The 26093-nt window shown below is 71.9% G+C and carries 21 protein-coding genes; 10 read left to right on the top strand and 11 right to left on the bottom strand.

The window, feature by feature from the left end:
• Window positions 1-94: 94 nt before the first annotated feature.
• Both AB0958_RS26980 and AB0958_RS26975 read left to right on the top strand, forming a co-directional pair.
• Window positions 95-1720 (top strand): succinic semialdehyde dehydrogenase, encoded by a 1626-nt coding sequence (locus AB0958_RS26980; RefSeq protein WP_366893049.1) that lies wholly within the window; start codon window positions 95-97, stop codon window positions 1718-1720.
• Window positions 1721-1826: 106 nt separating this feature from the next.
• Window positions 1827-3605, top strand: coding sequence for a GMC family oxidoreductase (locus tag AB0958_RS26975; protein ID WP_366893048.1), 1779 nt, complete (start codon window positions 1827-1829; stop codon window positions 3603-3605).
• Between the two features lie 130 nt (window positions 3606-3735).
• Here the strand turns inward: AB0958_RS26975 and AB0958_RS26970 are convergent, their stop codons facing one another.
• Both AB0958_RS26970 and AB0958_RS26965 read right to left on the bottom strand, forming a co-directional pair.
• Window positions 3736-4761 carry an LAETG motif-containing sortase-dependent surface protein gene (locus tag AB0958_RS26970; RefSeq protein ID WP_366893047.1) on the bottom strand — a complete coding sequence of 342 codons (1026 nt, stop codon included), beginning with the start codon at window positions 4759-4761 and terminating at the stop codon, window positions 3736-3738.
• A 756-nt stretch (window positions 4762-5517) separates the two neighbouring features.
• Window positions 5518-5841: a chorismate mutase gene (locus AB0958_RS26965; RefSeq protein ID WP_366893046.1), complete on the bottom strand. Its 324-nt coding sequence runs from the start codon at window positions 5839-5841 to the stop codon at window positions 5518-5520.
• 283 nt (window positions 5842-6124) lie between these two features.
• Between AB0958_RS26965 and guaA the strand changes: the two genes are divergently transcribed.
• Window positions 6125-7705 carry a glutamine-hydrolyzing GMP synthase gene (gene guaA / locus AB0958_RS26960; protein ID WP_132892992.1) on the top strand — a complete coding sequence of 527 codons (1581 nt, stop codon included), beginning with the start codon at window positions 6125-6127 and terminating at the stop codon, window positions 7703-7705.
• A 28-nt stretch (window positions 7706-7733) separates the two neighbouring features.
• Here the strand turns inward: guaA and AB0958_RS26955 are convergent, their stop codons facing one another.
• Entirely contained in the window at window positions 7734-8213 is a 480-nt protein-coding gene (locus tag AB0958_RS26955; protein WP_366893045.1) for a pyridoxamine 5'-phosphate oxidase family protein, read from the bottom strand.
• Between the two features lie 139 nt (window positions 8214-8352).
• Between AB0958_RS26955 and AB0958_RS26950 the strand changes: the two genes are divergently transcribed.
• On the top strand, window positions 8353-9147 hold the full coding sequence (locus tag AB0958_RS26950) for a class II aldolase/adducin family protein (RefSeq protein WP_366893044.1): 795 nt from the start codon (window positions 8353-8355) through the stop codon (window positions 9145-9147).
• A 5-nt stretch (window positions 9148-9152) separates the two neighbouring features.
• Here AB0958_RS26950 and AB0958_RS26945 read toward each other — a convergent pair whose 3' ends face one another.
• On the bottom strand, window positions 9153-10040 hold the full coding sequence (locus AB0958_RS26945) for a DUF4429 domain-containing protein (RefSeq protein ID WP_366893043.1): 888 nt from the start codon (window positions 10038-10040) through the stop codon (window positions 9153-9155).
• 188 nt (window positions 10041-10228) lie between these two features.
• Between AB0958_RS26945 and AB0958_RS26940 the strand changes: the two genes are divergently transcribed.
• Complete coding sequence (locus AB0958_RS26940) at window positions 10229-11506, top strand: hypothetical protein (protein WP_366893042.1); 1278 nt, start codon at window positions 10229-10231, stop codon at window positions 11504-11506.
• Between the two features lie 188 nt (window positions 11507-11694).
• The gene (locus tag AB0958_RS26935; protein ID WP_366893041.1) at window positions 11695-12228 is read left to right on the top strand and encodes a DoxX family protein; all 534 of its coding nucleotides are present in this window, start codon (window positions 11695-11697) and stop codon (window positions 12226-12228) included.
• A 25-nt stretch (window positions 12229-12253) separates the two neighbouring features.
• Here AB0958_RS26935 and AB0958_RS26930 read toward each other — a convergent pair whose 3' ends face one another.
• Together AB0958_RS26930 and AB0958_RS26925 are read right to left on the bottom strand one after the other, a co-directional pair.
• Window positions 12254-12478: a hypothetical protein gene (locus AB0958_RS26930; protein WP_366893040.1), complete on the bottom strand. Its 225-nt coding sequence runs from the start codon at window positions 12476-12478 to the stop codon at window positions 12254-12256.
• Window positions 12465-13895 carry a PspC domain-containing protein gene (locus AB0958_RS26925; protein ID WP_366893039.1) on the bottom strand — a complete coding sequence of 477 codons (1431 nt, stop codon included), beginning with the start codon at window positions 13893-13895 and terminating at the stop codon, window positions 12465-12467. Before AB0958_RS26925 ends, AB0958_RS26930 begins: the two co-directional genes overlap by 14 nt.
• Before the next feature lie 209 nt (window positions 13896-14104).
• Here AB0958_RS26925 and AB0958_RS26920 point away from each other — a divergent pair, with 209 nt between their 5' ends.
• Window positions 14105-15397: a PspC domain-containing protein gene (locus tag AB0958_RS26920; protein ID WP_366893038.1), complete on the top strand. Its 1293-nt coding sequence runs from the start codon at window positions 14105-14107 to the stop codon at window positions 15395-15397.
• Window positions 15394-16107, top strand: coding sequence for a response regulator transcription factor (locus tag AB0958_RS26915; RefSeq protein ID WP_366893037.1), 714 nt, complete (start codon window positions 15394-15396; stop codon window positions 16105-16107). Before AB0958_RS26920 ends, AB0958_RS26915 begins: the two co-directional genes overlap by 4 nt.
• Before the next feature lie 171 nt (window positions 16108-16278).
• Here the strand turns inward: AB0958_RS26915 and AB0958_RS26910 are convergent, their stop codons facing one another.
• Window positions 16279-17355, bottom strand: coding sequence for an NlpC/P60 family protein (locus AB0958_RS26910; RefSeq protein WP_366893036.1), 1077 nt, complete (start codon window positions 17353-17355; stop codon window positions 16279-16281).
• 466 nt (window positions 17356-17821) lie between these two features.
• Between AB0958_RS26910 and AB0958_RS26905 the strand changes: the two genes are divergently transcribed.
• On the top strand, window positions 17822-18175 hold the full coding sequence (locus AB0958_RS26905; protein WP_366893035.1) for a hypothetical protein: 354 nt from the start codon (window positions 17822-17824) through the stop codon (window positions 18173-18175).
• 16 nt (window positions 18176-18191) lie between these two features.
• Here AB0958_RS26905 and AB0958_RS26900 read toward each other — a convergent pair whose 3' ends face one another.
• Together AB0958_RS26900 and AB0958_RS26895 are read right to left on the bottom strand one after the other, a co-directional pair.
• A complete protein-coding gene (locus tag AB0958_RS26900; RefSeq protein WP_366893034.1) occupies window positions 18192-19160 on the bottom strand; it encodes a tellurite resistance/C4-dicarboxylate transporter family protein in 969 nt (322 codons plus the stop codon).
• A gap of 67 nt (window positions 19161-19227) precedes the next feature.
• Entirely contained in the window at window positions 19228-20388 is a 1161-nt protein-coding gene (locus AB0958_RS26895) for an NlpC/P60 family protein (protein ID WP_366893033.1), read from the bottom strand.
• A gap of 482 nt (window positions 20389-20870) precedes the next feature.
• On the opposite strand from AB0958_RS26895, the gene pcrA reads away from it, so the two are divergent.
• The gene (pcrA, locus tag AB0958_RS26890) at window positions 20871-23357 is read left to right on the top strand and encodes a DNA helicase PcrA (protein ID WP_366893032.1); all 2487 of its coding nucleotides are present in this window, start codon (window positions 20871-20873) and stop codon (window positions 23355-23357) included.
• Between the two features lie 74 nt (window positions 23358-23431).
• Here the strand turns inward: pcrA and AB0958_RS26885 are convergent, their stop codons facing one another.
• Both AB0958_RS26885 and AB0958_RS26880 read right to left on the bottom strand, forming a co-directional pair.
• The gene (locus AB0958_RS26885; RefSeq protein WP_366893031.1) at window positions 23432-24889 is read right to left on the bottom strand and encodes a M23 family metallopeptidase; all 1458 of its coding nucleotides are present in this window, start codon (window positions 24887-24889) and stop codon (window positions 23432-23434) included.
• A gap of 186 nt (window positions 24890-25075) precedes the next feature.
• Window positions 25076-25966, bottom strand: a complete 891-nt coding sequence (locus AB0958_RS26880; RefSeq protein WP_366893030.1) for an alpha/beta fold hydrolase — start codon at window positions 25964-25966, stop codon at window positions 25076-25078.
• Window positions 25967-26093: the final 127 nt, after the last annotated feature.

The raw sequence follows: 26093 nt of genomic DNA, 5'->3' as shown, positions 1-26093 counted from the left end.
CGCTGCCAGTGGTCACTGGCAGCGTGGGTGGTCCTGGGAAACCCGGTTACCCACGGGTACCCAAAGGCCCCCGCCGCCGCATACCCTGCGGCACATGACGGACTCGCAGGCCCCGGCGCACGCACCGGCCCCCACCGGCACGAACCCCCTCGCTCCCGCCCCCGAAGGGGTCAGAACGGCCGCCGACGTGGTCACGCCCGAGTTGGTCGCCCAGCTCACCAAGGGCGTCGTCGGCTCCGGACGCACGGCCAACCACACGCCCTTCACCGGCGAGAAGCTGGCCGACCTGCCCGAGTCCACCCCCGAGGACGTGGCGAAGGCCTATGAAGCGGCCCGCGCCGCCCAGGCCGTGTGGGCGAAGGTGCCGGTACGGCAGCGTGCCGCCGTGCTGCTCCGCTTCCACGACCTGGTCCTCCAGCGGCAGGCCGAGGTCCTCGACCTCATCCAGCTGGAGACCGGCAAGGCCCGTCTGCACGCCCACGAGGAGGTGCAGGCCGTCGCCGTCGCCGCCCGCCACTACGGCCGCAAGGCCCCCTCCTACCTCCGGCCCAAGCGGCACGCCGGCGCCATGCCGACCCTCACCAAGGTCACCGAACTGCGCCACCCGCGCGGTGTCGTCGGCCAGATCGCCCCCTGGAACTACCCCCTCGAACTCTCCGTGGGCGACGCCCTGCCCGCCTTCGTCGCGGGCAACGCGGTCGTCATGAAGCCGGACACCGAGACCTGCCTGACCGCCCTGTGGGCGCGTGACCTGCTCATCGAGGCCGGCCTGCCCGCGGACGTCTTCCAGGTCGTGCTCGGCGAGGGCCCGGTCGTCGGACCCGAGGTCGTCCGGCACGCCGACTACGTCTCCTTCACCGGCTCCACCCGCACCGGCCGCGAGGTCGCCCAGGGCGCCGCCGCCCGCCTGGTCGGCGTCTCCCTCGAACTCGGCGGCAAGAACGCGATGCTGGTCCTGGACGACGCCGACGTCGAGAAGGCGGCCGCCGGCGCGGTCCGGGCCTGCTTCTCCTCGGCCGGCCAGCTCTGCATCTCCATCGAGCGGCTGTACGTCCACGAGTCGATCGCCGACGCGTTCGTCGAGCGCTTCGCCGCCCGCACCCGGGCCATGCGGCTCGGCCGCTCCCTCGCCTACGGCGCCGACATGGGCTCCCTGGTCGGCGAACGGCAGCTGGAGACGGTCACCCGGCACGTGGCGGAGGCCGTCGAGAAGGGCGCCACCGTCGTCGCCGGCGGCACCGCGCGCCCCGACATCGGCCCCTACTTCTACGAGCCCACCATCCTCGACGGCGTCGAGGACGCGATGGCCGTCTGCACGGAGGAGACCTTCGGCCCGGTCGTCTCGATCTACCGTTTCAGGACGGACGACGAAGCCGTCGAACACGCCAACGGCACCCCGTACGGCCTCAACTCCTCCGTCTGGACGAAGAACGGCAGCCGCGGCCGCGCCGTCGCCGCCCGCCTGCGCACCGGCACGGTGAACGTCAACGACGGCTACGCCCCCGCCTACGGCAGCGTCCAGTCCCCGATGGGCGGCATGAAGGACTCGGGCCTGGGCCGCCGCCACGGCTCGGAGGGCATCCTCAAGTACACGGAGGCGCAGACGGTCGCCCAGCAGCGCCTGCTCCCGATGGCGCCCTCGCTGGGGATGGACGACGAGAAGTACGCCCAGTTCATGAGCACGAGTCTGAAGGTGATGAAGGCACTGAGGCTGCGCTGAGACGCGTCCCGAAGGGGCGCTGGGGGTACCCCCGGCCGAAGGCTGGGGGGAGGAACTGCGCGAGCAACCACGTACTACCCGCACGTACGCTCGAAGAGGAGAAATCGTGCCCCAGGATGCCTACGACTACGACGTCATAGTCGTCGGTTCGGGATTTGGCGGCTCCGTGACCGCCCTGCGCCTCACAGAGAAGGGTTACCGAGTCGGCGTCCTGGAGGCGGGCCGCCGCTTCACCCGCGACACCCTCCCCAAGAACTCCTGGGACCTCAGGAACTACCTCTGGGCCCCCCGGCTCGGCTGCTACGGCATCCAGCGCATCCACCTCCTCGGCAACGTCATGGTCCTGGCCGGCGCAGGCGTCGGCGGCGGCTCCCTCAACTACGCCAACACCCTCTACGTCCCGCCGAAGCCCTTCTTCGACGACCCCCAGTGGCGTGACATCACGGACTGGCAGGAGGAGCTGGCGCCCTACTACGACCAGGCCCAGCGCATGCTCGGCGTCCGGCTCAACCCGACGATGACCCCCTCCGACGTCCACCTGAAGGCGGCCGCGGAGAGACTCGGCGTCGGCGACACCTTCCACCTCGCCCCGGTCGGCGTCTTCTTCGGCGACGGCAAGGACGCCGACGGCGAGGCCAAGGCGGCACCCGGCGACCAGGTCGCCGACCCCTACTTCGGCGGCGCCGGTCCCGCCCGCAACGCCTGCACCGAGTGCGGCGAGTGCATGACCGGCTGCCGGCACGGCGCGAAGAACACCCTCAACGAGAACTACCTGCACCTCGCCGAGCAGGCCGGCGCGATCGTCCACCCGATGACCACCGTCGTCTCCGTCACCGACGACTCGCAGGGCGGCTACGCGGTCGCGACCCTCCCCACGGACGACCGGAGGAAGGCGAAGGGCCGGGTCTTCAAGGCGCGCCGGGTGGTCGTCGCCGCCGGCACGTACGGCACCCAGACCCTCCTGCACCGGATGAAGGCGGGCGGCCGGCTCCCGTACCTCTCGGACCGGCTGGGCGACCTCACCCGCACCAACTCCGAGGCCCTGGTGGGCGCCCAGACCGACGACCGCCGTTACCGCAGGGCGCACGGCGTCCCGAGGGCCGACTTCACCAAGGGCGTCGCGATCACGTCCTCGATCCACCCGGACGAGAACACGCACATCGAGCCGGTCCGGTACGGCAAGGGGTCGAACGCGATGGGCGGCCTGTCGATCCTCCAGGTGCCCTACGCGGAGGGCACCTCCCGGGTCCTCGGCTGGCTGGCGAACGCGGCCCGCCACCCGCTCCTCGTGCTGCGCTCGCTCTCCAACCGGCGCTGGTCGGAGCGGACCATCATCGGCCTGGTCATGCAGTCGCTGGACAACTCCCTGACGACGTACCTGAAACCGGACGGCGTCGGCAAGGGCCTGCTCACCGCCCGGCAGGGCCACGGCGCACCCAACCCCAAGCAGATCAGGGCCGCTTCGGAGGCGGCCACCGTGCTGGCCGCCGAGATCAACGGCTTCCCCGGCAGCAACGTCGGCGAGCTGATGGGCACCCCGCTCACCGCCCACTTCCTCGGCGGCTGCCCGATCGGCGACTCCCGCGAGACCGGGGTCATCGACCCGTACCACCGGCTGTACGGCCACCCGGGCATCTCGGTCGTGGACGGCGCCGCCGTCTCCGCGAACCTGGGGGTGAACCCGTCCCTCACCATCACGGCGCAGGCCGAGCGCGCGATGTCGTACTGGCCCAACAAGGGCGAGCCGGACCCGCGTCCGCGGCAGGGCGAGGCGTACCGGCGCCTGCGCCCGGTGGAGCCGCGCGAACCGGCGGTCCCGGCCGGGGCGTTCGGTGCCCTGCGCCTGCCGTTCCTCGGCATCCCGGCCGTCCCCCCGAAGAAGTAGCCGTCCCGAACAAGCAGCCGTCCTGAAGAGGAGCGGCCGTGCAGCGAAAAGGGACCTGAGCCCCCCTCCGAGCCCAGGTCCCTCTTCATCGGTGCGTGACCGCCGCGCCGCGGCGGTCACGCGACCTTGCCTACGCGTCGGCGCCCGCCTTGCGGCGCCGCACCACGAACACCGCGGCCGCGCCGGCCACCACGGCGGCCCCGCCGACCAGGCCGATGACCGGGAGCGCCGAGCTGGAGCCGGTCTCCGCGAGGTTGCCGGTCGGCAGGTCGGCGACGTTGCCCTGCGGCTTCTTCACGGAGTCCTTGCCGCCGTCGTCGCCCGGCTTGGCGGTGCCCGGGTCGGGGTTGGACGAGCCGGCCTTGAGGACCGTGAAGTCGTACTGCGCCCAGCCCTCGGCGATGCAGTCCTGGCCGTCGACCTTGTCGAGGTAGGCACCGGAGCCGAAGGAGTAGGCGTCACCGGCGGGCGCCTTGGCGTCGACGGCGACGCGCAGGTCGACCGACTTGCTCGCGCCCGACTTCAGCTTCTCCACGTAGAAGAAGTAGTCGCCGGCCCAGTCGTCGCTGCCGATGCGGTCCCAGGTGCCGCTGTCGGGGTTCTTGAACTCCAGCTCGACGTACGGACTGAGGTACTTCGACTCGTCCAGCTCGTAGTTCTCGATCTCGGCGTAGAAGGCGACGCCGTCGACGTCGGCCTTCGACTTGTTCGTCACGGTCAGCTTGAAGGCGTGGAAGCCGTCGCCCGCGACGATCTTGCCGGGCAGGCCCTTGATGTCGGCGGACACCTTGGCGTTGCCGAAGTCCTCGTCGAGGTCCTCGCAGTACGGCACGTCCGGGTCGGACGGGTCCTCGCTGGGCTCGGCCGACTCGGAGGGCTGGGTCGAGGCGGACGCCGAGGCCGAGGCGCTGGGGCTCGCGCTGTCGCTGGGCGGGGCGGACGGCGACGCGGACTCGGACGGCGACGCGCTCCCGCTCGGGGGGACGGAGTCGGACGGGGTGGGCGACGCGGAGTCGCTGGGTATCTCGCTGGGCGCGCTCTCCGAAGCCGACGGCGACGCGGTGTCCTCCGCGAACGCGGCCGGCGCGGACAGCAGGGCGAGCGGTGCGAGGGCAGCCGTGGCGGCTGCTGCGGCCATGGCGCGACGAAGCTTCATGAAGGACCCCGTTGACTCAGATGCGGCGGGCGGATGTGACCGCTGGTTCCGGTGATGTGACCCGTGAATCCTGTGAATGGTTGCCTCCACATTCACCAAATTCTTATGTGACGGTCGTCACGTCACTTCGCCGTGAGGTGAGGCGGTCGTTCTCACGTCTCCGCACACGGGCGAAGGGCCCCGCGGGACGGAGCCGCGGGGCCCTTCTTCGGTCAGCACCGACGTCAGGGCAGCGCCGGTGCCTGGAAGCGGCGCCGGGGGGTTGCGCCGCTGGTCTCTGTGCCCTGTACCACCGTCCGTACTCGGGTCGGCGCCCCGGCGCACGCGGGACGTACGGCAGGTCCCGACCTTCGGCTGGACGGCCGGCACGCGGCAATTCCCTTGCCTGGAATGGGACTTGGGAACCGCGAAGGTCTCGGTGGCCTTCTCTGCATCGTGCTGGATGTCCGCGGCCTCCGCAACCGTTTGACCCAGCCCTGGTGCATTTTTGCAATTTTCCGCCGGTCGGCCCCGGGCGTCCCCGGAGCCGGCCGTCTTTGGGTGACCGGGCTGCTGTCCCCTGCCGTCCGGTCACTTGACTGGAGCGAGGTCCCACGACGCACGGCACGTTCCATACGTCTCATCGCCCCAGCGAGCCACGCGTGGTTCTATTCGGGCCCGCCCCTGGCTGGCACGGACACCCCACCAACGAGGCGGCCGGCATGCCGGTCACGCGCCGTACGGGTGAGAGCCGCACCGAACTCAGTTCCGGCCCGTTCAAATACGGCCACGGCACAGCTCCAGCAGCGTCATCGCGAGGGCCGTACCGGGCTTGCCGAGAGCGTCGCTCCAGTGGCTGAGGATCTCCATCTCCCGGGAGAGGTTCACGCGCCGGCCGCCGGAGGTGATCCGGGCCTCCTGGACGACGGCGGAGACGGCCATCCGTTCCTGGATCAGGCCGATGATCCGGTCGTCCAGCGCGTCGATGCGCTCGCGCGCACCGCTGATCACACCGGCGGCCTCCGAGGTACGGGCACCGGTCACATCGAGAGCGGTGGCGGTCGTGGTGGTGGTGGTGGCGGTGGTGTCGGCGGCGGTCATGTCGGGGCTCCTCGTCTGCGGGGGCGCCCCGGCCGGCACGATCCGGAGAAACAGCAGGCGCCCCGGACCTTGTCGGCCCGGGGCGCCTGGGGAAGTCGCTTGTCAGTTGCTCAAGCAGCACGACCATGGCAGCCGGTGGGCCGGTCGCCATAGGTAAACAGGAAGGTCGTCTGGGTGAGCATGGGGGCGAGTATGCCACACAACCCCGATCCGGGAGCCGTCCCACCGTGCCCCGTTAGAATCGATGGCACAGACCCCCGCCCAGACCGCCGGAAGGCACCCCGTGTCATCAGCGACTCCCGCTGCCGCCGCTCCCGACACCGTCCTGGTCGTCGACTTCGGTGCGCAGTACGCCCAGCTCATCGCCCGTCGCGTCCGCGAGGCCCGGGTCTACAGCGAGATCGTGCCCAGCACCATGCCGGTCGCCGAGATGCTCGCCAAGAACCCGGCGGCGATCATCCTCTCCGGCGGCCCCTCGTCCGTGTACGAGGAGGGCGCCCCCCGCCTGGACCGCGAGCTCTTCGAGGCCGGCGTCCCCGTCTTCGGCATGTGCTACGGCTTCCAGCTGATGGCCCAGGTCCTCGGCGGCACCGTCGACAACACCGGCGCCCGTGAGTACGGCCGTACCGACCTGCACGTCTCCAAGTCGGCCTCCACCCTGTTCGAGGGCACCCCCGCCGAGCAGCACGTGTGGATGTCGCACGGCGACGCCTGCTCCGCCGCCCCCGAGGGCTTTGCCGTCACCGCGTCCACCGACGTGGTCCCGGTCGCCGCCTTCGAGAACGACGAGAAGAAGCTCTACGGCGTCCAGTACCACCCCGAGGTCATGCACTCCACGCACGGCCAGCAGGTCCTGGAGCACTTCCTGTACCGCGGCGCGGGGCTCACCCCCTCGTGGACCACGGGGAACGTCATCGAGGAGCAGGTCGCGGCGATCCGCGAGCAGGTCGGCGACAAGCGCGCGATCTGCGGGCTGTCCGGCGGCGTCGACTCCGCCGTGGCCGCCGCCCTCGTCGCCCGCGCCATCGGCGACCAGCTGACCTGCGTGTACGTCGACCACGGTCTGATGCGCAAGGGCGAGACCGAGCAGGTCGAGAAGGACTTCGTGGCCGCGACCGGCGTCAAGCTGGTCGTGGTCGACGCCGAGGCGCGCTTCCTCGAGGCGCTGGCCGGGGTCTCCGACCCGGAGCAGAAGCGGAAGATCATCGGCCGCGAGTTCATCCGGGTCTTCGAGCAGGCCCAGGCCGAGATCATCGCGGACGCGGGTCCGGCCGTGGAGTTCCTGGTCCAGGGCACCCTCTACCCGGACGTCGTGGAGTCCGGCGGCGGCACCGGCACCGCGAACATCAAGTCGCACCACAACGTCGGCGGCCTGCCGGAAGACCTCGAGTTCAAGCTGATCGAGCCGCTCCGCAAGCTCTTCAAGGACGAGGTCCGGATGGTCGGCCAGGAGCTGGGCCTGCCGGAGGAGATCGTCCAGCGCCAGCCGTTCCCCGGCCCCGGCCTCGGCATCCGGATCGTCGGCGAGGTCACGAAGGAGCGCCTGGACCTCCTGCGCGACGCCGACGCGATCGCCCGCGAGGAGCTCACCGCCGCCGGCCTCGACCGCTCCATCTGGCAGTGCCCGGTGGTCCTGCTCGCGGACGTCCGCAGCGTCGGCGTCCAGGGCGACGGCCGCACCTACGGCCACCCGATCGTGCTGCGCCCGGTCTCCTCCGAGGACGCCATGACGGCCGACTGGTCGCGCCTGCCGTACGACGTCCTCGCGAAGATCTCCACCCGGATCACCAACGAGGTCCGTGACGTCAACCGCGTCGTCCTCGACGTCACCTCGAAGCCGCCGGGCACCATCGAGTGGGAGTAGGCCCCGCTCCCGCGGGGCTTCCCGGGGCTCAGGTGCGCTTGACCGTGCGCACCGGCCCGTCCGGCCGCCAGGTCTCGACGACCAGGTACGGGTCCTCGACGTAGGTCCGGACGACCTCCGTCAGCTCGGTACGGAAGAGGTGGAACGGCCCCTCGGGCGGTTTCACCTCTTCCGCGTACGGCCCCTTCACCGCCGGGTCCGTCACCTCGTACGCCCGGCCGCTGATCCGTACGTCCCCGGTGCCGCCCATCGCGGTGCCCTCCCCGGGGTTGGCCTGGAGCGCGAACCTCGGGTCCCGCAACAGGTCCAGCGCCTTCACCGAGTCCGGCATCATGCCGAACCGGAGTTCCCCGTCCAGGAACTGCACCTCCAGGCCCGACGTGCGGGGGGAGCCGTCCTTGCGGAGGGTGGCGAGGACGTGGTGGCGATAGGGGGCGAAGCGCTCCTGTGCGGTGCGCGCCAGCTCGGGCGCGGCGGCGGCGAAGGCCGCCCAGTTCGTACGCGTCATGAGTGCCAGTCTCCTGGTGATACCCGACATCTTCTGTCGTGTATTGCTCGCGTGCGTCATCTTTACGGAACAGCTCTGTTTTCCTGCACTGACCGGCGGTAACTTCCGCCCGTAAGACACACCCAGTGCTGGAGGACCTATGCACGGGCCGACCCCGCCCCTGCCGCTGCCCACCGATCAGCTCCGGTTCGCGATGCCGCCGATGCACGACTCGCTCGACGACGAGCGCCGGCACCGCAAGGAGCGGCTCGCGGGCGCGCTGCGGATCTTCGGCCGGGCCGGGTTCGAGGACGGGGTGTCCGGGCACATCACCGCCCGCGATCCCGAGTACTCGAACTGCTTCTGGGTCAACCCCTTCGGCATGCCGTTCCGGCACGTCACCGTCAGTGACCTGGTCCTGGCCAACCAGGACGGCCAGGTCATCGAGGGTCGCTACCACGTCAACCAGGCCGCCTTCACCGTCCACGCCCAGGTGCACGCGGCCCGCCCGGACGTCGTCGCCGTCGCCCACTGCCACTCCGTGCACGGCCGCGCCCTGTCCGCCCTCGGCGACCTGCTCGACCCCATCAGCCAGGAGAGCTGCGCCTTCTACGAGGACCACGCCCTCTACGACGCCTACACCGGGGTCGCCGTCGACGCCGAGGAGGGCCGCCGGATCGCCGCCGTCCTCGGCTCGCACAAGGCGCTGGTGCTGCGCAACCACGGCCTGCTGACCGTCGGCGACTCGGTGGACGCGGCCGCCTGGTGGTTCCTGTCCATGGAACGCTCCGCGCAGGTCCAGCTGACCGCGAAGGCGGCCGGCCGCCCGCTGCTCATCGACCACAAGCTCGCCGCCGCCACCCGCGAACAACTCGGCGGCGACCTGGTGGCCTGGATCAACTACCAGCCCCTGTGGCAGGACATCAGCCGCAGCGAACCGGACCTGCTCACCTGACCCGCTCAGAACCCCCTCAGCACCGCCGCCTTCGTCAGCACGAACTCCTCGTCCGTGAGCACCCCGTCCCGGTGCAGCTCGCCCAGCTCCCGCAGCCGGCGCAGCAGCAGGTCGTGGTGGTCGGCCGGCCTGCGCGGCGCGGCCACCGGCGGCCGGTCCCGGTCGGCGCACGCCGCGCCGGGCCGGGTCGACGGATGCGGCAGCCGGGCCGTGACCGCCGCCGCGACCAGCGCCGTCAGCAGATCGCGGCGGACACTGCCCCACAGGTCGAGCGCGTACGGGTCGCGCTCCGCCGGCAGCTTCGAGAACGCCGTCTCCCGGGTCACGAACCGCAGGCAACCGTCCTCGTAACCGGTGTTGGGCAGCCACTCCACCCGCACCAGGTCGCCCATGCCGATGATCCGCGGCCCGGTCGCCCGCTTCACCCGGTCCGAGGTGTCCGCCCAGTCGACCCGGACCTGCGTACCGTCGAAGGACACCGTCCCGTCCGAGGACCGCACCGACACCGGCACCGGCGGCCCCGGCAGCAGATACCCCTTCGTCGGCTCCGTGGGGACCTGGTCCAGCAGCAGCGACTGCCGGATCTCCGCCACGACGTACTCGGCCATCCCGGACCGGTCCCCGTCCACCGTCAGCCGGTACGGATCCGCGGCCTCCGGCAGCCGCCCGCCGGTCGCCTGCAACAACGGGTCCGCGCCCTCGCGCAGCCGCATCCTCAGCCGCCCCCGCCTGCGCTCCGGCTCGTACACCACCGCGGACACCGCCTCCAGGGGTACGGCGATCTCCCCGTAGGTCTGCCGGAACAGCGGTACGGAGCGGTGGCGTCCCGGCGTGATCCGGATCGTGCTGCCGTCGAAGGCCCAGGTCCCGTCCCGCTGGATGATCTCGGCCATGGGGGAATTCTGGCAGCCGGGTCAACGTGTCTTCCGTACCTTCACTCGTCGTGACCAGCCCACTGACCGAAAACGCCCTGAGGTAGGGCACAATTCGCTCTCGACACAAGGGAGTTGCACGGCGTCGCCCGGCCCCGGGGAGGGCCCTGCGCGCCGTGCCCCGGGCGTGGGGAAGGCAGGCGTCGGGCGTGGCGGTGCAGGAGGCGAGGCAGGGCACCGGTCCGGGTGTCCACACGGGCGGCTGCGCGTGCGGGGACTGCCCGCACGGGGCCCGCGAGGGGCACCGGCGGGCGGTCGCCGAGTTCCTCCTCAAACGCGACGAGTTCGCGGCCGGCCAGGGGCTGCCGGCGGCGGTGGCCCACTCGGTCTCCGCCTCCCGCCAATGGGTCTCGGAGGAACTGACCCAGTCCGCCGAGGTCGTCGCCGACCGCGGCCGGGCCGAGGGCGAGGCCTGGCTCGCCCGCCTCTGGCTGCGCACCGTGGCCACCGTGTGGGGCGCCGTCCTGGTACTGCTCCTCGTCCAGGCCCTCACCGCGATCGGCGCGGGCTGGACCAGCGCCCGGACCGCAGGGCTGCTCGCCGCCGTGACCGTGGCCCTCGCCGTCAGCGCCGCCTCCTGGTTCCACCGGGCGCGCGGCGGGGTGCTCGCCCCCGTCATCGGCGAGGACAACCGCATGTCCACCTCCCGCACCGTCGCCGCCTCCTGGGTCCTGCTCGTCGCCTACGCCGTCCTCGTCCTGGCCGGCCGCCTGGCCGCCGCCTCCTCTCCCGCCGAACGCGACGCCCTCGTCTCCGGCCTCGACCTGGCCCGTGGCGCCGGCGTGGTGACCGTCCTCGCCGCGGTCAGCGGCATCGCCGTCCTGGTGCGCCGGGTGGTGGGGCTGCGGATCCTCGGCCAGCGCCTGCAGAAGGTCCGCGCCCACCGCCCCCGCGCCGCCGACCTGCTGACCGACGACGCGGGCCGGGGGACCTTCGCCGACATCCAGTACGTCGTGATCAGCGTCGTCGCCCTGGTCTTCGCCGCCGTACGTCTCGCCCGCCGTCCCGACCAGCTCCCCGACCTGCCCTGGGGCCTCGCGGCGGTGGTACTGATCTCCGCCGCGACCTACCTGGCCGGCAAGTACGCCGAGGGCGGCCGCCCGGTGATCCTCTCCGTCGTCCGCGCCCGCGAGGCCGGTGACCTGGACGGCCCGATCCGCACCGGAGACGACATCGAGATCCGCGGCACCGGCTTCGTGCCGCCCGGCGCCCAGACGGCCGACCGCCTCTCCCGCATGGTCGTCCGCATCGGCGCCGTCAACGTCCACGTCCCCCTGGTCCCCGTCACCGGCGGCTTCAGCAACCCCGCGGACGACGTCCTGACCGTCCCCGTACCCGCCGAGGTGGAGCCGGGATCGGTGGAGGTCCAGGTGGTCACGGCGGCCGGAGTGGCCACGAACCGGTGCGTGGTCGAGGTGGCAGACTGAGGACGAGCGGAGCGGATCGGCGGGCACCCTCACCTCTGACCCGTCTTGCCCACCTTTCCCCCTGTCCTGGGTGACGGAGACCAGCCGAAAATCGGAAAAACGTCCGGAGAAGGATTGAGCCGGGCGCCGATGTCGTACGTATGGTCTGGTGAGGGCCTGGGCACAGCGGCGAGAGGCGGCTACTGGCGATGACTCACAGCATTCGTACGGACACGCACTCCTCCTATCTCGACGGTGACCGCGGCCTGCGGGACGTCGCCACCCGATATGCCCTCCTTCCCCTGCGGATCTTCCTCGGCGTCACCTTCGTCTACGCCGGGCTGAACAAACTGACCGACAGTGCCTTCCTGAAGTCGGGCGGCTCCGGCTCCATCGGCGACACCATGCGCGCCGTCCGTGACACCGCGGCCATCCCGGCCCTGGTCGACCTGGCTCTGAAGAACCCGGTCGGCTTCGGCACCGCGATCGCCATCGGAGAGGTGGCCGTCGGCCTCGGCACCCTCTTCGGCCTGCTGGCCCGCCTCGCCGCCCTCGGCGGCGCGCTGATCTCGCTCAGCCTCTGGCTGACCGTGAGCTGGGCCAACTCCCCCTACTACTACGGCAACGACCTCGCCTACCTGATGGCCTGGCTTCCCCTGGTCCTCGCCGGTGCCCCCTACCTCTCCCTGGACGCGATGCTCCGAGCCCGGCGACGGCAGCGATCCGGGGGACTGGGCCACTGAGCCGTCCGGGCTCGGTGCCGCGGCGCTATGACGTCCCGTCCGGTCGAGCGCCCGGGCGGCGGCGTTTGCGTATCGCCCGGGTCATGGACGCCGTCACCGCCGCCAGGAAGAGGCCGGCCACCATGATGGGGATGACCGCGAACCACTCGGTCTCCCACAGGCCCCCCGCGTCACCGGCGTAGGCGATCCCCGCGGCCGTCAGGAAGACACCGACGATCAGCCGCCCCGGCTGGAACTCATGCCGCAGCACGGGTCACCTCCACCTGTCCGGCGCCGACCTGGAGGTCCAGGTCCAGCGTGCCCGCCTGCTTCGCGCCGCTCACCGGCGGCAGGGTCACGTCCTTGTGCCTGCCCGGCTCCACATCCACGTCCTTCTTGTCGTCACCGGGCAACTGGATGTCGCCCACCCCCACGTCGATGCTCATCCGCACCGTCACGTCCGCCGGCACGACGATCCTCAGCCGGCCCGCGCCCACCTCGGCCGACGTCGACACCGTCCGTCCGTCGGCCACGCGTATGTGCCGCAGGTCCAGGGTGCCGACGCCGGTCCCCAGGTCGTACGCCGGGGCCACCTGTGCCGCCGTGGCCGGGGTCCACGAGACGCGTGTCCAGTGCGTGCTGATGTCGGACGGCATGGCGGTCGCCCCCGCGAGCAGCGCCGCCGTGAGGAGCGCCAGGAACAGCGAGCCCGCTCCCGTGCGTCCCAGGAAGGAGCTGAGTGCCGTGCCCAGTCCGAAGACGATCAGCGCACCGGCCAGACCCGTCTGGAGGCTGGTGCCCAACGGGTGCGTGCCCCACGTCAGGCTCGTGCCCAGGACGCCCACCAGCAGCGCGAGCAGGAAGATCCAGCCGCTGATCCAGTGCGGTCCGCGTGGTGCGCGCGGTCCTGGGGGCGTGCCGCGCCGGGCGGAGACGTCCTGGCCGTGGATCCATGGGGTGCCGAGCCGGAAGTCGAACCCCGGGGCGTCGGGGCCGCGCACGTCGGCCGGCCCCCACAGGTAGCCGGTGCCTCCGACATGGGTGCCGTCCTTGACGATCGGGTCGCGCCACCATGAGGGAAAGGAGACGGGGATCGGCGGGGCCTGGGCCTCGGGCGGGGCGTCGGCGACCGCCTGGGCGGACAGCGGATCGGGGTCGGGGGCGCCCCGGCGCCGTGACCAGTACCCGGCGCCCGCGAGGAGTACGGACAGGACGACCGCGAAGGCCAGCACCCCGCCGTTCCTGATCATCGTCAGCAGCACTCCGCAGCCGACCAGGGCGAACAGCACGGCCGCCAGGGCCTGCCCGTCGACCCGGCCGGTCAGCAGCTTGCGGACCTCGTTCTCCTCGTCGTCCTCGTACGGCACGAAGAGCCAGGCGAAGCCGTAGAAGAGGAGGCCGACGCCGCCGGTCGCCGCCAGGACGGCCAGGGTGATGCGGAAGATCACCGGGTCCAGGTCGGTGTGGCGCCCGAGCCCCGCGCACACGCCCGCGATCATTTTGTGCCCGCGGTCCCGCCGGAACCGGGGGAGCGCCTCGTCGACGGTCCGCGTCGACGCACCGACGTCGGCTCCCGGCGCCGTGGTGTCCGTCGCGGCGGGCGCGGCATCCGGCGGTCCGGAGCCCGGGGCGGGCCGCGGGCCGGGGCCGGGTCCCGGACCCGTCGCGGCGTGCTCGTGATCAGTCATGAGTCCATGGTGACGGCCGTGCCGCCCCGGCGGCAGTCGGGATGACCCTGGCCGAACCCTGAAATCCGCCCCGAGACCGGACCGGGAAACGTTCGAAAGGTCCCGGAGCCATGGGAAACGTGCGTCGCCACGGGGAAATCCGAAGATCAGGGGAGTCTCGGGGGTCGACCCTGATGCTTCGCACCTGCGGGCGTGTGAACATCGATGGCATGCCGGAAGCCGCAGCAGTGCCCCTCGACGGCCCGCGGCCGCCGCGCAAGCTCTACCGCAGCAGCGACGGCCGCTGGCTCGGCGGAGTGGCGCGGGGCCTCGCCGGGCATCTCGGCCTGCCCGTCGTGTGGGTCCGGCTCGTCTTCGTCGGCCTGTTCATGGCCAACGGCCTCGGCGCACTGCTGTACGCGGCGTTCTGGTTCTTCGTGCCGCTCGGCGTGGGCGGGGTGGGCGGTCAGAAGCCGCCCTCCCTGGTGGCCACCGAGACCTCGGCGGACGGCCGCCGCCGCCTCGTCGCCCGCAGACCGGACCGGGGCCAGATCGTCGCCCTGCTGCTCATGGTCGTCGTGTCCCTGGTGTTCGTGGGCAGCGTCAACCTGACCAACGGTGCCAAGGCCTATCTCCTGCCCGTGGTCCTGGTCGCCGCCGGTGTCGCCCTCGTCTGGCGCCAGGCGGACAACGCCCGCCGGGCCCGCTGGGTCGAGGTCGGCAGCCGGCGGCGGACACTGAGCCTGCTGCGGGCGGGTTTCGGCGTCCTCCTCGTCACCGCGGGCGTCACGGGCGTCTTCCTGATGCAGGGCTCCGCCGCGCACATCGGCGCGGTGCTCCAGGCCGCGCTCGCCGTGGTCGTCGGCATCACCCTGCTCGCCGGACCGTATCTGGTGCGGATGACCCAGGACCTCTCCGAGGAGCGGCTGATGCGCATCCGCGCCCAGGAGCGGGCCGAGGTCGCCGCCCACGTCCACGACTCCGTGCTGCACACGCTCACCCTGATCCAGCGCAACGCGGAGAACGCGGGCGAGGTGCGCCGTCTCGCCCGCGCCCAGGAGCGCGACCTGCGCACCTGGCTCTACAAACCGGAGGGCACCGGCAAGGACGAGGCCGACGAACCCACCACCCTCGCCGACGCGGTCCGCCGCAGCGCCGCCGAGGTCGAGGACAAGCACGGCGTCCCCATCGAGGTCGTGGTGGTCGGGGACTGCCCGCTGGACGAACGGACCGGCGCACAGATGCAGGCCGCGCGCGAGGCGATGGTCAACGCCGCCAAGTACGGTGGCGAGGGCGGTGCCGTCCAGGTCTACGCCGAAGTCGAGGGAAGAACGGTGTTCGTGTCCGTCCGCGACCGCGGACCCGGGTTCGATCCCGACGCGATACCCGCCGACCGCATGGGTGTCAGAGAATCGATCATCGGCCGGATGGAGCGCCACGGCGGCACGGCACGTCTGCGGTCCGTACCGGGCGGCGGCACGGAGGTCGAGCTGGAGATGGAGAGGGTGGAGAACACGTCATGAGCGACGCGACCGAGGCGAAGGGTCCGGCGGAGGGCGCGGAGAAGGCGGGCCGCCGCGTGCGGGTGGTCCTCGTCGACGACCACCGGATGTTCCGTACGGGTGTCCAGGCCGAGATCGGCCAGACCGAGCAGACCGGCGTCCAGGTGGTCGGTGAGGCCGCCGACGTCGACCAGGCGGTCTCCGTGATCACCGCGACCCGGCCCGAGGTGGTCCTCCTCGACGTGCATCTGCCGGGCGGCGGCGGGGTCGAAGTGCTGCGCCGGTGCGCCCCGTTGATGGCGGACGCCGAGCAGCCGGTGCGCTTCCTCGCGCTGTCCGTGTCGGACGCGGCCGAGGACGTGATCGGCGTGATCCGCGGCGGTGCCCGCGGCTATGTCACCAAGACGATCACCGGCACCGACCTGGTCGACTCGATCTTCCGGGTCCAGGAGGGCGACGCGGTCTTCTCCCCACGGCTCGCCGGGTTCGTCCTGGACGCCTTCGCCTCCACGGACGCCCCGCCGGTCGACGAGGACCTGGACCGCCTCACCCAGCGCGAGCGCGAGGTCCTGCGCCTCATCGCCCGCGGCTATGCCTACAAGGAGATCGCCAAGCAGCTGTTCATCTCGGTCAAGACGGTCGAGTCCCATGTCTCGGCGGTATTGCGCAAGTTGCAGCTGTCCAACCGGCACGAACTGACCCGCTGGGCGACGGCACGCCGCCTGGTGTGACCGTCCGCCGGGCGCGTTGACGATCACGGCGGGTACCGCGAGCGTTCGGACCGCGCCTCCTTCCCGATCCCGCACCCCCGCTCCCGAAGCCCCCGTTTCGCCGACACAGGGGCCTCCTGGACCGTCTCCCTCGCCTGCGCCCGTAGCGGCGCTCGAGCTTCGAGAGGCATCTCACGCCACCCGCGTCGCCCCCGCGAACGGCATCTCGTCGACGGGGGCGATCCGTACCGGTGCCGACGGGTTGGGGGCGTGGATCATCTGGCCGTTGCCGATGTAGATGCCCACGTGGCTGATGCCCGAGTAGAAGAACACCAGGTCGCCCGGCTGGAGTTCGGAGCGTGAGACGCGGTGGCCGGCGTTGATCTGCGCGTAGGTGGTGCGCGGGATGGAGACCCCGGCGGAGCGGTAGGCGGCCTGGGCCAGGCCCGAGCAGTCGAAGGCGTCGGGGCCCGTCGCGCCCCACACGTAGGGGCTGCCGAGCTTCGAGTAGGCGTAGGCGACGGCGGCCGCGGCGCGGGAGTCGGGGGCGGCGGCGCGGGCGTCGGGGGCGGCGACACCGCCCTGGGTCAGGGGGTCGCGGCCGTCGGACGCCGAGCGGGAGGCGCGGCCGGTGCCGTCCGCCGTGACGGCGGCCCGCTGCGCGGGCGACAGGCCGGACAGCAGCCGCCGGGCCTCGCCGAGTTCGGCGTCGACCGTGGCCTTCTGCCGCTTCAGCTCGGCCTGCCGTGACCGCAGTCCCGTCAGCACGACACGCGCCGCACCGCGCAGCTGCTCGATCTCGCGCAGCTGCCCGCGCACCCGCGCCACCGCGGCGGCCTGCCGGTCACCGGCCCGTTCGGCGAACGCGGCGTCGTCCAGGTACCGGTCGGGATCGCCGGACAGCACCAGCTGCCAGGCCGGATCGATACCGCCGTCGCGGTACTGCGCCGCCGCCGTCGCCCCGAGCGCGTCCCGGGCGGAGTTGAGCTGCTCCTGCCGGCGGGCGGTCTGGTCCTGCAACGACTTCAGCCGTCGCTGGGCCGCGTCGGCCTGGTCCTTGGCGCCGTCGTACTTCTGGGTGGCCGCCTCGGCCTCCTGGTACAGCCGGTCCACCTTGGCCTTCACCTGCGCGGGTGTCAGTCGCGGCTCGGCGTGTCCGGTCCCGTCGAAGCACGTCGCGGTGGCCGCGCCCGCGAGGGCGACGGTGACGGCCGCGCGGGCCGTATGACCGCTGAGGGGACTCTGCCGGGGCTTGCGGTGCGCTGCCACCTGGGCTGTTCACGTCCTTTCGTCCGGCCGCGGGGGAGCGGGTGCGCGTCCGGCGGCGGGCCGCACAGGGGAGCGGGCCGCCGCCGGACACCTTTCGGCGGTGGTGCCCGACGGCCGCCCCTGGTCCGGGCGGCGGTGGGGAGTCGGTCACCTGGGGGAGGACGCTAGGCCCGGATGTGTCGGCCTGGTAACGCGATGCACGGAATTGGCGTGACCGGATCGTTACCTGACGGTATGTGGCCGGAGTTCCGATCCGGAGCCGTCGGCTTAGCGGGGCGGGATGACCGAAGTGGCGGTTCCGGGGCGGGCGGGGGCCGCGGGCTGCTATGGGGTGCATATATGCGACGACGCGCGCGCACCGAGGCGGTACCGAGGCGGTACGAGACGGCACCGAGGTGGGGCCGGGGCGAGGCCGGGGCGGGGCCGGGGACAGCGCCGTCCGGGGCCCTGATTAGGCTCCGGAGCCATGGACGTACTCATCCATCTCTTCCTCGGCCTGCACATCATCGGCATCGCCGCGCTGCTCGGCGGCTTCCTCACCCAGATGAAGGCGATGGGCCGGGGCACGGCCCGGTTCGTCCCCGGGATGCTGCACGGCGCGTTCACCATGCTCGCGACCGGCGTGATCCTGGTCGGCCTCAACGAGGCCGACGGCCACCACGTGAACACCGTCAAGATCGGCGTGAAGCTCGCCCTGCTGATCGTGATCCTCGGGCTGGTCTACGTGCAGCGCGACGAGGAGAAGGTGGCGAAGAACGCCTTCGGGCTGGTGGGTCTGCTGACGACGGCGAACATCTTCATCGCCGTGCTGTGGACGTGACCGTCCCGGAGCCTTCTCAGGACGCCGTCCCGAGGGCGGCACGGGCGGTCACCGCCGCCCCGGCGGCCACCGCGAGCCAGGCCGCCACCGCGATCCACACCAGCACCCGCCCCGGCCAGGTCAGCAACGGGACGCCGACGGCGGTCGCCACCGAGAGCACGGCCGCCGCCGTCATCCCCATCGGGAACACGGTCGCCCAGCGCCGTTCGTCGTAACGGAGTCGGGGCCGGGCCACCTCCGCGGCCAGCAGGACGGCGTACCAGGCCAGGGCCAGGACCAGCAGCGCCACGGTGACCGTGCGCAGGACGCCCTGGTCGTCGTCGTTCCACAGGTACGGCCGGGCGCTGTCGGCGGCCAGCAGCTCCGCCCCGGCCAGCGCCGAGATCGCCAGGGCGCCACCGGCCACCCACTGGTCGCCGGGCCCCACGACGACCTGCCGCCCCGCGAAATGCGGCACCGCGAGCCCGTACAGTGCCAGCCCCAGCCAGAAGAGCACCAGTGCCAGGTGCGCGAGCCACGCCGTGCCCAGGGCCGCCGCCAGCGTCGCGCCGAGCACGGTGAGCCCCTCGGTGGCCACGCAGCCCAGGAACACGGAGCCGGGCATCCGCTTCTTCCAGTGCCGTACGACGAGGACGAGCAGCGGCGGCCACAGCAGCGTCGCCAGCGCCAGCAGCGCCTCGGCGAGGGGCTGCCGGCCCAGCAGCGAGAACCGCGTCCCCAGTACGCTCGTCGCCGCCACGGCCGTGAGGGCGCTCGGTTTCCTCGCCTCCGTCAGCCATCGCCGGCGGTCGGCGAGCAACCGTACGACGAAGTCCGCGGCCAGTCCCACCCACGCCGCACAGGCCAGCACCAGCGCGACCCGGGACAGGGTCTCCGCCCCCGCCTGCTGCAACCCCACCGACACGATGCCGGTGGCCGTCACGGCGGCCCCGGCCGCCGGCGGACGCCGCGCCCACCAGGCGCGAACGGAGGAGATGCCGGACATGGTGCCGATGCTAAGGAGCGCCGGGCGCCGTGCCGGCGGGCCACGCGCAGGCGCGTGGGTGGGTTCCTCAGGCCGGTCGCACCACACTGTGGATGATCGACTCGCCTCCGTAGTAGATCGACTCCTCCCGGACGTACGCGCCGGGCTTGGGGGCGTGGATCATCATCCCGTTGCCGGTGTAGACACCCACGTGGCTGATGTCGTCGTAGAAGAAGACCAGGTCACCGGGCTGGGCGTCGGCGAGGGAGACGGTGGTGCCGGATGTCACCTGGTCGTAGGTGGTGCGCGGCAGGGATACGCCGGCCGCCTTCCAGGCGGCCTGGGAGAGGCCGGAGCAGTCGTAGGAACCGGGGCCGGTCGCGCCCCAGACGTACGGCTTGCCGATCTGCGCGCGGGCGAAGGCGATCGCCTTGGCGGCCTTCGTGGCGTAGGCGGCGTCGGAGGAGGACGAGGACGCGGGCGACGAGGTGGCGGACGAGGAGCTGCCGGCCGATGACGACGCGGCCTCCTGCCGGGCGGCCGCCGCCTGCTGCTTCGCCAGCTCCGCCGCCTTGCGCGCCGCCTCCTCCTGCCTCTCCTTCTCGATCTGCGCGAGGCGCGTCTTCTCCTCGGCCGTCAGCTTCGACAGCAGCTGCCGCGCGGCGGCCAGTTTCGACTGGACGGTGGCCTTGGCGGTCCTGAGGTCGTCCTGGGTCTCGGTGAGCGTCTCCAGGCTCCTCGCGGCCTCCTGCCGCTTCCTCATGGTCGCGGACTGCTGGGTGACGTAGTCGTCGACCGCGTCCTTCTGGCGCGAGGTCAGCCGGTTCATCAGCTGCGACTGGTCGAAGTAGTCCTGCGGGTCGTTCGCGAGCAGGAAGGTCGCCGTCCGGGGGACCTCGGTCCCGGTCCGGTACTGCGCCGCGGCGAACGACCCCAGTTCCTCACGTGCTCTGTTCAGCCGGTCCGTGCGCTCGGCCACGTCGCCGAGCATGGTGTCGACGCGCTTGCGCTGCTTGCCGGTCCGCTCCTTGGCCGCGTCGTACTTCTCGGTCGCCGACTCCGCCTGCCGGTAGAGGTCGTCGACCTTCTTCTCCACCTCCTCCAGGCTCGGCCTGCCGTCCTCGGAGGGCGCCGCGTCGGCCGTCTGGGAGAGGAGGGCCACGGAGGTGAGGGCGGCGGTGGCCAGGGCGGGGGTGCGTATGCCCGCTGCGCGCGTTGCGGAGGGGCGGGACCTGCGGTGCGACGCCAAGGGAGGCGACTCCTTCCAGTGTTCCGCCTACCGGGTTGGCGGTGGGGGCACCCCCAGGCCCTTAAGGCTCTGGGGGAGGGTTCGGGCGGGTGGTTCGGAAGGGTTGCCCTACGGTGTTCCTCCCCCGGAGAGGAGGTGGGACCGATTCACCCCAAGGTCGGTGTGGGTCCCCGGCTCCGGATGCGTGGCGGCATCCCGGACTCGGCGGAGGCCGCGCGGCCCGGCGACGTTCGCCGGTGGGGGTCGTGCGGCCTGCCCGGCACGGTAGCCAACTCGTGTGCTCCGTGTGAAGGTTGATGTGCGATATGCCCGATACATTTTCGTGACCTGAGTGTTGAGTCCCCCGGCTGCGGGTGGTTCGCGTCGATGTGTGGCGACCTGTCGGAATCACTGATGGTAAGGGGCCGAGTCCTTCGGGTGGCCGGGGCGAGTTTCCGGGGCGGGGGCCGGTTGTCGGTGGGGCGCCCTAGACTCGGAGAGCGATGAGCAGCCTCTTTGACGACAGCTTCCTGGCGAGCCTCCAGCCCCCCCGCGGCCACGAGGAGGAACCCCCGCCGCCGCCCGAGGACGAGCAGGGACCCGAGCCGGTTCCGGACGACCTGTTCGGCGGGCGGTTCGACACGCCCCCGGACCGGGACGCCTACTACCGCGACGGCGCCGCCCGCCCCGCCCTGGACGCGGCCGCCCTCCTGGAGGGGCTGAACGAGAACCAGCGCGCGGCCGTCGTGCACGCCGGTTCCCCGCTGCTCATCGTGGCCGGCGCCGGTTCCGGCAAGACGCGCGTGCTCACCCACCGCATCGCCCACCTGCTCGGCGAGCGCCACGTCCACCCGGGCCAGATCCTCGCGATCACCTTCACCAACAAGGCCGCGGGCGAGATGAAGGAGCGCGTCGAGCAGCTCGTCGGCCCGCGCGCGAACGCGATGTGGGTGATGACCTTCCACAGCGCCTGCGTGCGGATCCTGCGCCGGGAGAGCAAGAAGCTCGGCTTCACCTCCTCCTTCTCGATCTACGACGCGGCCGACTCCAAGCGCCTGATGGCCCTGGTCTGCCGTGACCTGGACCTCGACCCCAAGCGCTACCCGCCGAAGTCCTTCAGCGCCCAGATCAGCAACCTGAAGAACGAGCTGGTTGACGAGGAGGACTTCGCCGCCCGCGCGAGCGACGGCTTCGAGAAGACCCTCGCCCAGGCCTACGCCCTGTACCAGTCGCGGCTGCGCGAGGCGAACGCCCTCGACTTCGACGACCTGATCATGACGACGGTCAACCTGCTGCGCGCCTTCCCGGACGTCGCCGAGCACTACCGCCGCCGCTTCCGGCACGTCCTGGTCGACGAGTACCAGGACACCAACCACGCCCAGTACGCCCTGGTGCGGGAGCTGGTCGGCACGGGTGCGCACGCCGAGGACGTGCCGCCCGCCGAGCACGACCTGCCGCCCGCCGAACTGTGCGTGGTGGGTGACGCCGACCAGTCGATCTACGCCTTCCGGGGCGCGACGATCCGCAACATCCTCCAGTTCGAGGAGGACTACCCGAACGCGACGACGATCCTCCTGGAGCAGAACTACCGCTCCACGCAGACGATCCTCTCCGCCGCCAACGCGGTCATCGAGCGCAACGAGTCCCGCCGCCCGAAGAACCTGTGGACCAACGCGGGCGCGGGCGCGCAGATCACCGGTTACGTCGCCGACACCGAGCACGACGAGGCCCAGTTCGTCGCCGACGAGATAGACCGGCTGACGGACGCGGGCGAGGCGAAGGCGGGCGATGTCGCGGTCTTCTACCGCACCAACGCCCAGTCCCGTGTCTTCGAGGAGATCTTCATCCGCGTCGGCCTGCCCTACAAGGTCGTCGGCGGTGTCCGCTTCTACGAGCGCAAGGAGGTCCGGGACGTACTCGCCTACCTGCGGGTGCTGGCCAACCCGGAGGACTCCGTCCCGCTGCGCCGGATCCTCAACGTCCCCAAGCGCGGGATCGGCGACCGCGCGGAGGCGATGATCGACGCCCTCGCCCAGCGCGAGAAGATCAGCTTCCCGCAGGCGCTCAGGCGCGTCGACGAGGCGTACGGCATGGCCGCGCGGTCGACGAACGCGGTCAAGCGGTTCAACACGCTGATGGAGGAACTGCGTACGGTCGTGGAGTCCGGCGCCGGACCGGCCACGGTCCTGGAGGCGATCTACGAACGCACCGGGTACCTGGCCGAGTTGCAGAACTCGACGGATCCGCAGGACGAGACCCGTATCGAGAACCTCCAGGAGCTCGCCTCCGTGGCCCTGGAGTTCGAGCAGGAGTCCGAGGAGGGCGAGGCGACCGGCGGGCTCGCCGACTTCCTGGAGCGGGTCGCCCTGGTCGCCGACTCCGACCAGATCCCGGACGACGACGAGAACGGCGACGGCGTCATCACCCTGATGACCCTGCACACCGCGAAGGGCCTCGAGTTCCCGGTGGTGTTCCTCACCGGCATGGAGGACGGCGTCTTCCCGCACATGCGGGCCCTCGGGCAGACCAAGGAACTGGAGGAGGAGCGGCGTCTCGCGTACGTCGGCATCACGCGCGCGCGGGAGCGGCTGTACCTCACCCGGTCGTCGATGCGCAGCGCCTGGGGCCAGCCGTCGTACAACCCGCCCTCCCGTTTCCTGGAGGAGATCCCGGGCGCCTATCTGGAGTGGAAGCGGACCGGGGCGATGGCGCCGGTGTCATCGGGACCGGCGTCGGGCGTGGCCGCCTCGCTGTCCTCGACCCGCTCGCGCTCCTCGGCGTCGGGCGCCTCGGGCTTCGCCACCCGGCGGACGGCGGAGAAGCCGGTGGTCTCGCTGGCCGTCGGCGACCGGGTCACCCACGACCAGTTCGGCCTCGGCACGGTCGTCGCGGTGAAGGGCACCGGCGGGAACGCGGAGGCGACGATCGACTTCGGCGACGACAAGCCGAAGCGCCTGCTCCTGCGGTACGCGCCGGTGGAGAAGCTGTAGACGCCGGGAAGCCGTAGGCGCCGGGAAGCCGTGGACGCCTGAGCCCCCGCCGTGGACGGGGGCTCAGCGGGCGATCAGGTGGGATCCAGTCCGTGGCTGCGCAGCCACGGCAGCGGGTCTATGGCGGCGCCGCCCGCCGGCCGGACCTCGAAGTGCAGGTGCGGGCCGGTGGAGTTGCCGGAGTTCCCGGAGTACGCGATCGGATCGCCGGCCTTCACGGTCGTACCGGAGGCGACGCGGTACGAGGAGAGGTGGCAGTACCAGGTCTCCGTGCCGTCCTTCGCCGTCACGATCATCATGTTGCCGTAGGCGCTGTTCCACTTGGTGGAGACGACGCCGTCGGTGGCGGCCATCACCGTCGTGCCGTACGAGACGGGGAAGTCGATGCCCGTGTGGACGGACATCCAGTTGACGCCGGCCTGGCCGAAGTAGGCACTGAGCCCCCGCTGCGTGACCGGGAGCACGTACTTGGGGCGCAGCCGCTCCTTGCGGGCCGCCTCCGCCGCCGCCTTCTTCTTCTCGGCCTCCTGCTGGGCCTTGAGGTCGATGCGCTCCTGGGTCCGGCTGGCCCGGTCGGCGAAGTCGTCGGCGCCCGCCGAGAGGGTCCTGAGCTGGGCGTCCAGTGTGCTGTTGGCGGCGGACGGCTTCACCGTCTGCGCGTCGGAGGCCGAGGCCGTGGTGTCCTTGCCGTCGTCGGTCAGACCCCCGACGGAGGCGACCGCGATCCCGGCGACCCCCATCACACAGGCCGACGGCACGGCGACGGTCAGCAGCGCGGACCGCTTGGGGGGCGTACGACGACGGGAACGCGCCCCCGCACGGGAGCCGGCGCGTGTCGCGGACGCCGCGACCGCCGGGGTGACCTCTTCCTGGTCTTCCAGCAGTGGCGTTACTGCAGGTAGCTCACCGGTGGCCGACAACTCCCCCTCGGCGGCCGGGGCCTCGTCGTACGCCGGCTCGTCGTAGGCGCCCTCCTCGTAGGGGAGCTGCTCGAAGGAGCCCGTGGTGTGCGGTTCCTGCGCCGGCTCGGCGGCCTGCGCCGGGGTGCCGTCGGAGTTCCACTGCGTGGCGTCGTACGCGCCGGTGTCGAAGGTCTGGGTGCCCCACTCCCACTGCTGGGTGGCGCCTGCCATGCCTGACTGGTCGGGCTGGAGCCACGCGTTCGCGTCCCAGTGACCGCTGGTGTCGGTGACCGACTCCTGCGTGCCCTGTGCCGGGACGGTCCAGGCGGTGCTGTCGTAGGCACCGGAGTCGTAGGCGGCGTGGTGCTGGGCCGCGTACGTGTCGTAGGGGGGTGTCCGGTCGTCGGCCGTCCGCCACTGCGTGGTGTCGTACGCGCCGGTGCCCTGGCCCTGGTCGGGCAGGTTGCCGAAGAGCGGGTCGCTGTGGAACGCGGTGGCGGTGTGGTCGCCGTACGTGGTGAAGTCCCCGTACTGGGCTTCCTGGGTGCCGTACGACGCGTAGTGCGCCGGGCCGGCGTCGGAAGCCGGAGCCGGGGTGGTCATGGTCCCCGACGGGTGACGGTCGTTCACCAACTTCTCTTTCGCCTCGACAACAGGGGCTGGCAGAGCAGTGCGGCGACTGTACCCGGCGGTATACGGGCGCGACAATCTTCAACAGGTTTCGTGGCTGCGGGAAAGGGGCATTCGGCCGTGTTTCGGGGGACGGCGGGCGCGGGTTTGGCCTTGTGTTCGAGGGGTGTTCGAGGCTGGGGCCGGTCACGCCACCGTCAGACCGCCGGCCGTCCGCTCCTCCGAGTGCGCCTCGTCGAGGGCTTCCCTTATGCCGACGGCGACCGCCGGATGGACGGGCAGGGCGAGGTGGCCGATCCCGGTCACGCGCACGTTCGTCGCCAGGAGGTCCGGGTGCTCGATACGGGCCGCCTCCACCGGGTCCATCAGCGAGTCGAGGTCGCTCCAGAAGCTCACGAACCGGGTGCGGCAGCCGGGCGCCGGACGGGCCAGTTCCTCGACCACCTCGGAACCGGGGCGCATCTGGCGCACGATCGGGTGCGCGTCGGCGAGCGGTGCCACCCGGGTGCCGGAGTGCGGGGTGCCGAGCGTCACCAGGGTGCCCACGCGCAGATCGCCGCCGAGGCGCTGGACGTAGTAGCGCGCGATCAGCCCGCCGAGGCTGTGCCCCACGATGTCGACCCGGGGGCTGCCCGTGCGCTCGCAGATCTCCTCTATGTGCCTGCCGAGCAGTTCCGCCGCGGTGCGGATGTCACAGGTCAGCGGTGAGTAGTTGAGCGACTCGACACGCTGGCCGCCGTGCCGGGCGAGGGTGCGGCGCAACAGGACGAAGACCGAGCGGTTGTCGATGAAGCCGTGCAGCAGCACGACCGGCGGGACCGCGCGGACCGGCAGCCGGGCGGTGCCGTCGTGCTCGGCGGGCGGAGCGGCGGGAGTGACGGGAGCCGCGGGAGTGACGGGAGCGGGTGGGCGGCGCTCCGGGGTGAGACCGGTGGGATAGAGCAGCAGGTGCCCGGCGAGGATCGCCGCCTCCAGGGCGGTCGACTTCAGCAGGGCCACCGACAGTCCGGCGAGTCTGCCCGGCAGGAGGCGGCGGCAGAGCGGGAGAAAGGGGTCGAAGACCCCGGTGACCTTCATCGGCCGACCTCCTGTCGGCACGCGGAGGGCGGCTCCGTCCCCCGTATGCCCTTGCGGGAGGCCGGGCGGAGGTCGCGCGGGTACGACGGCAGGCCGCGTCGCGTGCCCCTGTCGCCCCCGCGGACCA

Origin of the sequence: Streptomyces sp. NPDC006655, from assembly GCF_040703965.1 — a bacterium.
Classification (GTDB): domain Bacteria; phylum Actinomycetota; class Actinomycetes; order Streptomycetales; family Streptomycetaceae; genus Streptomyces.
This window is presented reverse-complemented; position numbering and strand designations above follow the sequence as displayed.

Bases quoted from the DNA above. Each gene is read 5' to 3' on its own strand.
- AB0958_RS26980 (WP_366893049.1), top strand. From the start codon at position 95: ATGACGGACTCGCAGGCCCCGGCGCACGCACCGGCCCCCACCGGCACG.
- AB0958_RS26970 (WP_366893047.1), bottom strand. From the start codon at position 4,761: ATGAAGCTTCGTCGCGCCATGGCCGCAGCAGCCGCCACGGCTGCCCTC.
- AB0958_RS26965 (WP_366893046.1), bottom strand. From the start codon at position 5,841: ATGACCGCCGCCGACACCACCGCCACCACCACCACCACGACCGCCACC.
- AB0958_RS26955 (WP_366893045.1), bottom strand. From the start codon at position 8,213: ATGACGCGTACGAACTGGGCGGCCTTCGCCGCCGCCGCGCCCGAGCTG.
- AB0958_RS26950 (WP_366893044.1), top strand. From the start codon at position 8,353: ATGCACGGGCCGACCCCGCCCCTGCCGCTGCCCACCGATCAGCTCCGG.
- AB0958_RS26945 (WP_366893043.1), bottom strand. From the start codon at position 10,040: ATGGCCGAGATCATCCAGCGGGACGGGACCTGGGCCTTCGACGGCAGC.
- AB0958_RS26935 (WP_366893041.1), top strand. From the start codon at position 11,695: ATGACTCACAGCATTCGTACGGACACGCACTCCTCCTATCTCGACGGT.
- AB0958_RS26925 (WP_366893039.1), bottom strand. From the start codon at position 13,895: ATGACTGATCACGAGCACGCCGCGACGGGTCCGGGACCCGGCCCCGGC.
- AB0958_RS26920 (WP_366893038.1), top strand. From the start codon at position 14,105: ATGCCGGAAGCCGCAGCAGTGCCCCTCGACGGCCCGCGGCCGCCGCGC.
- AB0958_RS26915 (WP_366893037.1), top strand. From the start codon at position 15,394: ATGAGCGACGCGACCGAGGCGAAGGGTCCGGCGGAGGGCGCGGAGAAG.
- AB0958_RS26905 (WP_366893035.1), top strand. From the start codon at position 17,822: ATGGACGTACTCATCCATCTCTTCCTCGGCCTGCACATCATCGGCATC.
- AB0958_RS26900 (WP_366893034.1), bottom strand. From the start codon at position 19,160: ATGTCCGGCATCTCCTCCGTTCGCGCCTGGTGGGCGCGGCGTCCGCCG.
- pcrA (WP_366893032.1), top strand. From the start codon at position 20,871: ATGAGCAGCCTCTTTGACGACAGCTTCCTGGCGAGCCTCCAGCCCCCC.
- AB0958_RS26880 (WP_366893030.1), bottom strand. From the start codon at position 25,966: ATGAAGGTCACCGGGGTCTTCGACCCCTTTCTCCCGCTCTGCCGCCGC.